The organism is Cryobacterium zongtaii, assembly GCF_002909375.1.
GTDB lineage: Bacteria > Actinomycetota > Actinomycetes > Actinomycetales > Microbacteriaceae > Cryobacterium > Cryobacterium zongtaii.
In genome coordinates this window covers 1-10,201 of the sequence record NZ_PPXD01000021.1, presented here as the reverse complement: position 1 = coordinate 10,201, position 10,201 = coordinate 1, and the positions used below count along the sequence as shown (strand labels likewise).

Annotated in this window: 10 protein-coding genes; 5 read left to right on the top strand and 5 right to left on the bottom strand. The window is 70.1% G+C overall.

Annotated features, from left to right (window positions below; genetic code table 11):
* Positions 1-21 precede the first annotated feature (21 nt).
* The gene (locus tag C3B61_RS13450; RefSeq protein WP_088455300.1) at positions 22-1,122 is read left to right on the top strand and encodes an NAD-dependent epimerase/dehydratase family protein; all 1,101 of its coding nucleotides are present in this window, start codon (positions 22-24) and stop codon (positions 1,120-1,122) included.
* A gap of 29 nt (positions 1,123-1,151) precedes the next feature.
* Here the strand turns inward: C3B61_RS13450 and C3B61_RS13445 are convergent, their stop codons facing one another.
* Together C3B61_RS13445 and C3B61_RS13440 are read right to left on the bottom strand one after the other, a co-directional pair.
* Positions 1,152-2,303, bottom strand: coding sequence for a sensor histidine kinase (locus C3B61_RS13445; protein ID WP_103461162.1), 1,152 nt, complete (start codon positions 2,301-2,303; stop codon positions 1,152-1,154).
* Positions 2,300-3,061 carry a response regulator transcription factor gene (locus tag C3B61_RS13440; RefSeq protein WP_208858825.1) on the bottom strand — a complete coding sequence of 254 codons (762 nt, stop codon included), beginning with the start codon at positions 3,059-3,061 and terminating at the stop codon, positions 2,300-2,302. Before C3B61_RS13440 ends, C3B61_RS13445 begins: the two co-directional genes overlap by 4 nt.
* Positions 3,062-3,170: 109 nt before the next feature.
* On the opposite strand from C3B61_RS13440, the gene C3B61_RS13435 reads away from it, so the two are divergent.
* The 3 genes from C3B61_RS13435 to C3B61_RS13425 are packed head-to-tail and all read left to right on the top strand — an operon-like array spanning position 3,171 to position 5,166.
* Positions 3,171-3,839, top strand: coding sequence for a glycosyltransferase family 2 protein (locus tag C3B61_RS13435; protein ID WP_208858824.1), 669 nt, complete (start codon positions 3,171-3,173; stop codon positions 3,837-3,839).
* Complete coding sequence (locus C3B61_RS13430) at positions 3,836-4,477, top strand: TIGR04282 family arsenosugar biosynthesis glycosyltransferase (RefSeq protein WP_103461161.1); 642 nt, start codon at positions 3,836-3,838, stop codon at positions 4,475-4,477. The genes C3B61_RS13435 and C3B61_RS13430 overlap by 4 nt, the downstream gene beginning before the upstream one ends.
* Positions 4,474-5,166 carry a class I SAM-dependent methyltransferase gene (locus C3B61_RS13425; protein ID WP_103461160.1) on the top strand — a complete coding sequence of 231 codons (693 nt, stop codon included), beginning with the start codon at positions 4,474-4,476 and terminating at the stop codon, positions 5,164-5,166. Before C3B61_RS13430 ends, C3B61_RS13425 begins: the two co-directional genes overlap by 4 nt.
* Here the strand turns inward: C3B61_RS13425 and C3B61_RS13420 are convergent.
* Positions 5,115-5,603, bottom strand: a complete 489-nt coding sequence (locus C3B61_RS13420; RefSeq protein WP_133160298.1) for a hypothetical protein — start codon at positions 5,601-5,603, stop codon at positions 5,115-5,117. The genes C3B61_RS13425 and C3B61_RS13420 overlap by 52 nt on opposite strands.
* Complete coding sequence (locus C3B61_RS13415) at positions 5,600-6,850, bottom strand: molybdopterin-dependent oxidoreductase (protein ID WP_103461159.1); 1,251 nt, start codon at positions 6,848-6,850, stop codon at positions 5,600-5,602. Before C3B61_RS13415 ends, C3B61_RS13420 begins: the two co-directional genes overlap by 4 nt.
* A 111-nt stretch (positions 6,851-6,961) precedes the next feature.
* Here C3B61_RS13415 and C3B61_RS13410 point away from each other — a divergent pair, with 111 nt between their 5' ends.
* Positions 6,962-8,365, top strand: a complete 1,404-nt coding sequence (locus C3B61_RS13410; protein WP_165791176.1) for a glycosyltransferase family 87 protein — start codon at positions 6,962-6,964, stop codon at positions 8,363-8,365.
* On the opposite strand, the gene C3B61_RS13405 is transcribed toward C3B61_RS13410, so the two are convergent.
* Complete coding sequence (locus tag C3B61_RS13405) at positions 8,353-9,936, bottom strand: glycosyltransferase family 39 protein (protein ID WP_165791175.1); 1,584 nt, start codon at positions 9,934-9,936, stop codon at positions 8,353-8,355. The genes C3B61_RS13410 and C3B61_RS13405 overlap by 13 nt on opposite strands.
* Positions 9,937-10,201: the final 265 nt, after the last annotated feature.

The window sequence follows — 10,201 nt, the reverse complement described above, 5'->3', positions numbered from 1 at the left end:
CCGTCCTCCAAGGAGCCCGCCGTGACCCAGACCAGCAACGCACCGGGCGCTAGGCGCCCGAGCGGCCGCCACCTCCTCGTCACCGGCGGCGCCGGCTTCATCGGCGGGGCAATCGTCGATGAAGCCCTCACGCGTGGCTGGCGGGTGCGGGTGCTCGACTCCCTCCGCCGTGACGTGCACGGCGGACTGCCCGCGGTCGATCCCCGCGTGGAGTTCGTGGTCGGTGACGTCACAGACACTGCGGTCGTCGCGCACGCATTGCGCGGCATCGACGTGGTCTGCCATCAGGCTGCCAAGGTGGGTCTCGGCGTCGACTTCTCCGATGCGCCCGACTACGTGCACAGCAACGAACTCGGTACCGCGGTGCTGCTGGCGGGGATGGCCGCGGCGGGGATCGACAGGCTGGTCCTGGCCTCCTCGATGGTCGTCTACGGCGAGGGCAGCTACCGCAGTGCCAACGGGGTGGCCCGGCCGGGCCCGCGCCGCGCCGCGGACCTCGACGCCGGCCTCTTCGATCCGACCGACGCCGCCACCGGGGAACCGCTGGAACCCGCGCTGGTGGCTGAAGACGACCCCCTGGACCCCCGCAACGTCTACGCGAGCAGCAAGCTCGGCCAGGAATACCTCGCAACGGCCTGGAGCCGCAGCACCACCGGCCGGGCAGCAGCGCTGCGGTACCACAACGTCTACGGCCCGGGGATGCCGCAGAACACGCCGTACGCCGGGGTCGCGTCCCTGTTCAGGTCCGCCCTGCAACGCGGCGAGGCCCCCACGGTTTTCGAGGACGGCCGCCAACGCCGCGACTTCGTGCACGTGCGCGACATCGCCTCGGCCAACCTCGCCGCGATCGACTGGACCGGCACCGCCCCGGCCGGAACCTTCCGCCCGTTCAACGTCGGCAGCGGCACCGTGCACACCATCGGTGACATGGCCGAGGCCCTGAGCACGGCCGCCGACGGGCCGGCCCCCGTCGTCACCGGTGAATACCGTCTCGGCGACGTGCGGCACATCACGGCGTCCTCAGAGCGAATGCGCACCGAACTCGGCTGGACGCCGTCGGTGAGCTTCGACGAGGGGATGCGCGAATTCGCCACGGCCCCGCTGCGGGCGGCCGTGGTCTGACTCCTCCGGCAGGGCCCCCGCGTCCGGGATCACACCCCGGCAGGCTCGGGGTGCCGGGGAAGAAGCACGTCGAACCGGCATCCGCCCGGCGTGTTCTGCACGGTGACCTCGCCGTGGTGCGCCGCCACGATACCGTCCACGATGGCCAGGCCGAGTCCCGCGCGGCCCTGGCTCGCCGACTCGGCCTCAGGGGTGCGCGGTTCGGTGCCCCGCCAACCGGGCTCGAACACCCGCTCGAGGTCCGCAGGGTCGATGCCTCCGGCCGAATCCTGCACCGAGATGACGGCGCGCCCGTCGGCGTGTTCGGTGACCGACACCACGATGGTGCCGCCGGGCGCCGACTGCTGCACCGCGTTCATCACCAGGTTGCCGACGGCCCTGGCCAGCTCGCGCGGGTCGGCCAGGATCGTCAGGCCCATGGCGCCCTCGAAGCGCAGGTCAAGCGATTTTGCCCGCGCGACGGGACCGAGGTCGGCCACGGTGTCGCTGATCAGGTCGTAAAGGGCAACCCGCGCCAAGTTCAGCCGGAGGGTGCCCGACGTGATCCTGGACAGCTCGAAGAGATCATCGACCATGCCGTTCAACCGGTCCACCTGGCCGCGGATCTGAACGTAGTAGCGGATGGGATCCTCGACCATGTCATCCTCCAGGGCCTCGGCCATCGCCCGGATGCCGGCCAACGGCGTGCGCAGGTCGTGGGAGATCCACGCGACCAGCTCCCGACGGGCCGACTCGATCTTGCCCTCACGGTCCCTGGATTCCCGCAACCGTTCCCCGGTCGCGGTCAACTGCTCGGCCAGAGCCGCGAATTCGGTATTGCTGTGCCGCTCCGCGGACGTGACGGGCTCGCCCCGGCCCAGGCTCGCCGCCGCCAGAGTGAGGTGCCGGCTGTCCCGCGCGATCCACCGTCCCAACAGACCCGCCATCAGTAACGAGACGCTCCCCGCCACCCCGGCGACGAAGTAGAACACCGTCAGGTCGTGATCCGACACGTACATCAGCGACGCGGCCGCGGCCATCCCGCTGACCACCGACACGATCGTGGCCAGGGCCACCACCACCAGCTGCAACACGAGCGAGTATCTGGCGAGCAGGCGCAGGCTGATCAGGCCAAGGGTGCCCACGATGAGAGCGCAGGCCAGTGCGATGACGAGCACACTCACCAGCCCGGGAACCGTCATCGGAGGACTCCCGGGTCCAAATCGCCGGCCCGGCCGGCGGCCAGGGGCTCGGGGTCGAACCTGTAGCCGACCCCCCACACTGTTTTCAACAGCTGGGGACGGGTCGGGTCGGCCTCGATCTTCTCCCGCAACCGGCGCACGTGCACCGTCACGGTGGACAGGTCGCCGAAGTCCCAGCCCCAAACCGACTTGAGCAGCTCCTCCCGGCTCAGCGCCCGGTGCGGACGACCGATCAGATGCGCGAGCAGATCGAACTCCCTGGCCGTGAGCACCAGCGCGGCACCGTGCATCCGCACCTCGTGCGCCGCCAGGTCCAACGTGAACGGTCCCGCCTCGACGGTCCCGCCGCGCGCCGGTTCGGCGACAGTGCGGCGCAACACAGACTGCACGCGCAGCACGAGTTCGCGGGGTGAGAAAGGCTTGGCGAGGTAGTCGTCGGCGCCGGCCTCCAGCCCGTCGATCCGGTCCTCCTCTTGGTTGAGCGCGGTCAGCATGATCACGGGAATCGCCCAAGTGGTCTTGATGCGGCGGCAGACCTCGATGCCGTCCAGCAGGGGCAGCATCCGGTCCAACACCACGAGGTCGGGGCGCTGGGCCTCGGCCTGGCGGAGGCCGAGGCGCCCGTCCGGTGCCCGATCCGCAAGGAATCCTGCCGCCACCAGGTAGCGGCAGACGATTTCGGAGACCGTCGGGTCGTCATCGATGACCAGAATGCGGCGTTGAGTGTCGGGGGGCCCGGTCGTCGGCGAGGGGTTCACCCTTGAAGGATAGGCGCTCCGGCTCCGCGGCGGCTCTGCCACAGATATTTCCCCAGTCCGTAACGTTTGCTGCGGAGTGTCGGCGCGCCCCCCGACCTAGGGTCGAGGGGTGAGCGAAAACCTGGTCGATGTCGTGATGCCGTGCCTGAACGAGGCGGGGGCGCTGCCCTGGCTGCTGGCCCGGCTGCCGGAGGGGTACCGGGCGATCGTTGTCGACAACGGCTCGACGGATGACTCGGCGCGCATCGCCGAGGCGGCCGGGGCCCTGGTCGTGACCGAGGCCCGTCGGGGGTTCGGTGCGGCCGCGCACGCCGGGCTGTTGCGGGCGACTGCTCCCATCGTGGCGTTCTGCGACGCCGACGCGTCGATGGATCCACGCGACCTGCCACTCGTGGTTGACCCGGTGCGAGCCGGCGAAGCCGATCTGGTGCTCGGCCGGCGCCGTCCGACGACAGCCGGATCATGGCCCGTGCACGCCCGGATAGCCAATTCCACTCTTTCTTGGCGACTGCGCCGAACAACAGGTGTGAACATTTACGACTTGGGCCCGATGCGGGCCGCCCGGAGAGACGCCCTGCTCTCCCTCGACCTTCAGGACCGGCGCAGCGGCTACCCGCTGGAGGTCTTCCTCAAGGCCGCTGCACGAGGTTGGCGCATCCGCGAGGTCGATACCCCGTACGCCCCCAGGGTCGGCCGCAGCAAGGTCACCGGCACAGTGCGCGGCACCCTCACTGCGATCACCGATATGTCGCGGCTCCTGAAGGAGGCCAGACGATGACCACCCTGATCGTCATCGCCAAGGAATGCCTGCCCGGCAAGGTGAAGACCCGGCTGCACCCGCCGCTCAGCCTCGAGCAGGCCGCGGAGCTGGCCGCCGCAAGTCTCAACGACACCCTCGCCGCCGTCGCCGCGCTGCCCGCCACACGTCGGGTGCTTGCGTTCGACGGTGCGGTGGCGCCCGCCGCCGCCGCCGGCTACGACATCCTGCCCCAGGTGGCCGGTGGCCTCGACGAACGCCTCGGCGCGATATTCGACGGCTGCACCGGACCCGCCGTGCTGATCGGCATGGACACCCCCCAGGTGACCGCCGACGTGCTCGCCCCGCTGTTCGAGGACTGGCCCGACGACGTCGACGCCTGGTTCGGCCCCGCCGCCGACGGCGGATTCTGGGCCCTAGGCCTGCGTCACCCCGACGGCGACCTGATCCGCGGCGTGCCGATGTCCCAGAGTGACACCGGCATGCACCAGCTCGCCCGGCTCCGAGACGCGGGGCTTCGGGTGCGCCTGCTGCCGACCCTCACCGACGTGGATCACATCGAGGACGCCCACGTGGTGGCCGCTCTCGCCCCGCACAGCCGGTTCGCGCTTGCACTGGCCGGCTTCGGCGCACTCCAGCTGAGCGAGGTGACCCGATGACGCTCCTCGCCGGCCGCGCCGGTATCGAGGCGGACCCCACGTTCGGCTCCGGCGGCACCGAACCGTACGCGGCCGCACTGCGCGACGAATCCGCGGTGCTGTACCTGCGCAACACCGCGGCGCAGGCCCCGGCGGCGGCTCCGATGGATGCCGGCCGCTGGAGCGCGGGCGCCGACGCCACCGACCTCGACGTGCTGACCGGCGCCGCCGGGCCGGTGCTCGACATCGGCTGCGGCCCGGGCCGGATGGTTCGGGCGGCCATGGACCTGGGCTTGTCGGCCCTCGGTGTTGACGTATCCCCGACCGCGGTGCGCATTGCCACGGAGGCGGGCCTCACGGTGCTCAACAGTTCGGTCTTCGCCCCGATGCCGCTCGAGGGCGGCTGGGGCACGGCCTTGCTCCTGGACGGGAACATCGGCATCGGCGGCGACGCCGGGGCGCTGCTGGCCCGGTGCGCCGAGCTTCTCGCCGCAGACGGCGCGCTCGTGGTCGAGGTCAGCCAGGATCCCCATCGCGACCATGCCTTCGAGGGCACCCTCGAAGACGCCCAGGGCCGCAGCAGTGGCGTGTTCCCGTGGGCCGAGATCGGTATCGTGCCGCTCCGGGCGCGCGCCGAAGAGGCGGGGTTCCGGGTGGATCAGGACTGGATCCGCGACGGCCGCTGGTTCGCCCGCCTGGTGCGCACGTAGAGCCATACGGAGATCAGGGCGCTGGCCACCGCGAGCGTGAGCCAGAACAGGCCCAGGTTCCGCGCGTAGTCCAACGGCAGGATGGTGGGGTTTTTGGGCCCCAGGCCTTGCGCGGCAATGGCCGGCAGCACGATGAGCGTCATCAGTGACCCGAGCACGATGGCGGCCTGAACGGTCACGATGATGGCGCCGGCCAGCCGGTGCCCGGCGCGCCGGGTGAGGACTCCGAGCCCGAACACCAGAGGCGAGATCACGGCGTCGTGCAGCACGATGGCCGCGCCGATCCAGAGAGCGACTCCCGGCAGCCGCCGCAGAGCGACGGTGTCGACCATCAGGTACCCGCCGAAGGCGAGTCCGAGCGCGCCGACGACGACGAGAACCACTCGCGCCGCCCGCATCCGGCTCGATGGCAGGGCCGGGGATGATGTTGTCATCATGCGTCGATCGCCTCGATCCGGCTGAGCCACTTGGTCTGAAGAACGCCGGGCCGGCCCGGCGCGATCATGCGCGCCGGATAGCCGTGCTCGAGGTCGAGGATCTCGCCGTTCAACTCGAGGGCGACCAGGGTGAGCGGGTCACGCACGTACTCGCTGCCCATTTCGGTCTGTTTGAAGCCGCCGCGCTGCTCCAGGCTGATCAGCCTGAGGTCGGACTCGGGGGAGCCGCCGGCAGCGTCGACGAGGTCACGCAGGCGCACACCCCGCCAGGCGGCCATCTGGCTCCACCCCTCCACGCAGGCGATGGGCAGGTCGACATCGGTCTGCGGGAGTGCGGCCAGGTCGGCCCGACTGAACGAACGTTCGGTGTCGCCGACCGCCAGGGTGAGTACCCAGTCGGCCGACAGGGCCGCCGTGGCCACCTTGGCCTGCGCCGAAGTGCGGTTGACGGGCACGCCCTGCTGGCCGACGCCCTTCTTGCGCGGTCCGAACACGTTGACGGCGTCCAGCGGCGCGAAGGTCTGGCCGGCCGTGAGCCCGACGACGGCCGCGACGGCCAGCGCCACGGTGGCCAGGAACCCGCGGCGGCTGGTGCGGGCGGGGAGCTCCGGGGTGCTGTCGATGTAGGCGAGCACCCGTCCGGTGAGGCCGCGAGTGCGAGACAACCCCTCGTCATCGGCTGACGTTGCCTCGACGGTGTCGACGGGGTGGCGTTCTTCGGGTCCGGGAGCCGGTTCGGCTCGCCAGTGCGCCGCGATCAGCGGCAGTTTCACGCCGATGTGCACCAGAAGCGAGCCGACGATCACGAAGGCCAGCGCGAAGTGCACCTGCTTGAACGGGAACGGGAACGGGTACCACTGGTACGTGTTGAGCAGGCCGATCGTGATCTCCACCAGTGAGGCGCCCACGAAGAGCGCGATCGATGCCCGCTCGAGGAAGTTGGCGAATGAGGTGACCGGCGGGTACTGGAACAGTTGCGGGAAAACCACATAGAGCTTGGCCAGCAGCAGCGGGAAGCAGGCGATCCCGGCGATGATGTGGGTGCCCTGGCTGACCTGATAGAGGCCAACAGGTCGGGTGGGGAAGGTCATCCACGGCAGTGGCTGCTGCAGGAAATGGCTGAACAGGCCGGTGCCGAAGCAGAGCAGGAAGGCCAGTCCGAGGAGGCGGCCGATGACGGTGGCCATCCGCGGGTTTCGCACCGGAGAGGCGAGCTGGGCCCTAGCCTCGTACATCAATCGGCGCATAGTCCATTCCACCACCTCATCGACGCCGGGAGCCTCGGTAATCCTTACGGTTCAATGACGCCGCCACCAGCCCGTCGGGGCGCCCGTCGACGGGTGCGGGAGGATGGCAGGGTGCGTATTGCCATTGTCTCGGTCCTCTTGGCCGCCAGCGCTGCCCTCACGGCGGGTATCGTGCTGGCTTTCGACCTGTTCAGGCCGCACCGGGACACCGTGCCTCTGCTGCTGGGCACCGTTGTGCTCTGGCTGCTTTTCGCCGCGGCCTTGGTGGTCCTGCGGAGGGTGCGGGGCCGGGCCGTCGTGGTGCTCGTGCTCGCCGGATCCGTGCTGATCGGTGGGGCCGCGATGGTCGGCCCGCCGAACACCAGCACCGACTCCGCGCGCTACGCGTGGGACGGCATCGTGCAAAACGCCGGCATCTCGCCGTACGCCTATGTGCCCGCCGACGACAGACTAGACGAGCTGCGGCCGGACTGGCTGTTCCCGGCGCCGGTGTCCGGCGCCGGCGGGCCGGACTGCGTGGGCGAACGAATCGAGACCGTGGACCGGGGTGCCGGCCTGCCGCTCTGCTCGGCGCTGAACCGCACGACGGTGCCCACCATCTATCCGCCGGCCGCCGAAATCTATTTCGCCGCCGTTCGGGCCGTCGTCGGGGAGGACGCGGGCTATTGGCCGCTGCAACTGACCGGTCTGCTGCTGAGCGTCGGCATCACCGGGATGCTGCTGGTCGGCATGCGCCGCCGCGGCATCGACCAGCGCTATGCGGCGGTGTGGGCCTGGTGCCCCCTGGTAGCGACCGAGGGCGTCACCAATTCGCACGTTGATCTGCTGGGGGTGGCCTTCGTCGTCGCCGCCGCGTTCTGGGTCAGCAGCGCGAAGTATGTCCGCGGCGGCATCCTGCTCGGGATGGCCATCGGGGTCAAGCTGATCCCGGCCATCGCCGCGCCTGCCATGCTCAAACGACAGGGCTGGAAGGTCGTCGTCGCGGCGATCGTGACCTTCGCGCTTCTGTATCTGCCGTATGTGCTGGCCACCGGCATTGGCGTGCTCGGTTACCTGCCCGGCTACCTCACCGAGGAGGGCTACGAGGACGGGTCCAGATTCGCGCTGGTCTCCCTGATCGCGCCGGGCGGATCGGCCATCGTCGTCGCGGCGATTCTGCTGGCCGGTCTGGCCGCGTTGACCATCTGGAAGACCGACCCCGAGCGTCCCTGGCTCGGCCAGCTCGTGATGATCGGCGGCACCCTTCTGGTCCTCAGCCCCCGGTACCCCTGGTACGCGCTGCTGCTGTTGCCGTTCATCGCGCTCAGCGGTCGGTGGGAGTGGTTGGCGATTCCGCTCGCCCTGACCTTGCGTCTGCTGGTGCCCACGCTCACGGTCAGCAGGGTCTCGCTGGGCATCGCGCTGGTGCTGATCGTGGTCGTGTCGGTGCGACGCGCCGGTCCGGGCGCGCTCGACCGGTGGCGGCGCGCGCTGACCCGAATCCCCGCCGCGCTCAGGAACGGTCAGCGCACGTAGCGCAGAACGTTGACGCCGGTCAGGCCCCATTCCTCGTCGAGGGCATAGCCGAGCGTGCCGAGCTTGGCGGTGACGCTCGGGCGCCAGTCCTGCTTGTCGCTCGTCACCAACCAGACCGCGTCGACGCCGTCGAACCGGTCGGTCACGGCATCCAGCGGGTACCGGGTCTCCCACAGCCCGCCGGTCTGGGCGGCCGGGGTCTTCAGCTTTACGTCGATCAGCCCCTCGAACGCATCCGGATACGAATACGCGATCACCCGGGTTGTCGCCGCCGGATGCTGGCGCACCGGCCCGTAGATGATGGCGGCAGTGTCGTCGGGGCGCGCGGCCCGTTCTGTGCTGATGAGGTCGGCGACCTCGCTCCAGGACGAATTCTGCTTGGCCTCCGGCTGTCGCTGTGCGACGAACTGCGGAGCGGCCAGACCGGCCAACGCGACGAGGGCGGTGACGATCAGCCAGCGGCGCCGCAGCAGGTCGAGCGCCACCCCGATCAGGATGGCCACCGCCGGCGCGCTGAACGTGAGGTAGCGAGGGGAGTACAGCGGCGTCGCCATCGCCGACGCGACGATGACCCCGAGTGTGGGCACGACCAGCCACGGTACCGCGATCGCCAGTAGCGACGGATTTCGGGACTGCTCCTGCGACACCGCGAAACCGGTGGCCCTGGTCCGGCGGGCCGCGACGACCAGGGCGACGACACCGACAACCATCAGGGCCCAACCCGCCACCGCGAACGGCCGGTTCAGGTAGAACCACTGGGTGACGAAGACGCCGTTCCAACTGCCCCAGCTGATTGGGGCGATCCAGCTCACCTGGCCGGACTGCCCCACCACGGCCAGGGCAAACGGCACCAAGAGCGCCCCGGCGGCGAGCGAGGCGACGATCCAGCCGAACAGCGACGCGCGGGCGGCCCGATTCCGCCGCCGGCCGGCCCACACCGTCCACAGCGCGGTCAGCCCGTGGGCGCCGACCAGGAAGGCGAGGTAGATGAAGGTGACGGTGGAGACAACGGCGACCGCGCCGTAGAGCGTCCACCAGAGCACGCGGATGCGCCGCGGCGCCGGCCCGCGGCGCCACGCGGCGAGGAAGATCAGGGTCAGCGCCACCGCGAGTGCGGCGGTCAGCGCATACGACCGGCCCTCGGCGCCCATCCAGGTCACCCTGGGCAGCAGGCAGAAGGCGACGCCGGCGAGTATCGCGGCGCGACGGCCGGCCCGAGAGCGAACCAGAATGACCGTCAGCGCGGCAGCGACCCCGACGCAGACGGCGCTCGGCAGGCGCAGCGCGAACGGCGAGTAGCCCACGAGGTCGAGCCAGAGGTGCATTCCGGCGTAGTACAGACCGTGCACGGCATCGATGCTCACCAGCATCCGGCCCAGCTCCGGCCAACTGCGCATGGTGGCGGAAACCGTCGCCGCCTCGTCGAACCAGAGAGAGGGCTGCCACGACCAGGCCAGCGTCAGCAGGGTGCCGAACAGCCCGACGAGCAGAGCGTCACGCCCCGACGAGCGGACCGGGATGCGCATGGTACGAATCGGTGCGCGGCGAAGTGTTGTGGTGGGGGCGGTCATGGTCGAGCGTTCTCCCATTCGTACCCAGTCATGTCGATCGGCGGCCGATGCGACCCCCTGTCGAGGGTAGGCGACTTTTCCCGGGAATCTACCCGGAGGCACATATCGTCGTGTAGCCCCTCAGAGCCCCGTTCACGGGTACGGCCCGCTTTCGCGGTCTGGGCGGGCGGTCTGGGCACGGGGTGCGTGGTGCTTGTGGCGCGAAAAAACGGCCGAGCTGGTGCTCGGCCGTTTTTCGTGTGGTGCGGGGGTGTTACTTGGTGTT

Excerpts from the sequence above, each read along its gene's own strand:
- C3B61_RS13445 (WP_103461162.1), bottom strand. The coding sequence starts at position 2,303 with ATGACGGTTCCCGGGCTGGTGAGTGTGCTCGTCATCGCACTGGCCTGC.
- C3B61_RS13430 (WP_103461161.1), top strand. The coding sequence starts at position 3,836 with ATGACCACCCTGATCGTCATCGCCAAGGAATGCCTGCCCGGCAAGGTG.
- C3B61_RS13425 (WP_103461160.1), top strand. The coding sequence starts at position 4,474 with ATGACGCTCCTCGCCGGCCGCGCCGGTATCGAGGCGGACCCCACGTTC.
- C3B61_RS13420 (WP_133160298.1), bottom strand. The coding sequence starts at position 5,603 with ATGATGACAACATCATCCCCGGCCCTGCCATCGAGCCGGATGCGGGCG.
- C3B61_RS13415 (WP_103461159.1), bottom strand. The coding sequence starts at position 6,850 with ATGCGCCGATTGATGTACGAGGCTAGGGCCCAGCTCGCCTCTCCGGTG.
- C3B61_RS13405 (WP_165791175.1), bottom strand. The coding sequence starts at position 9,936 with ATGACCGCCCCCACCACAACACTTCGCCGCGCACCGATTCGTACCATG.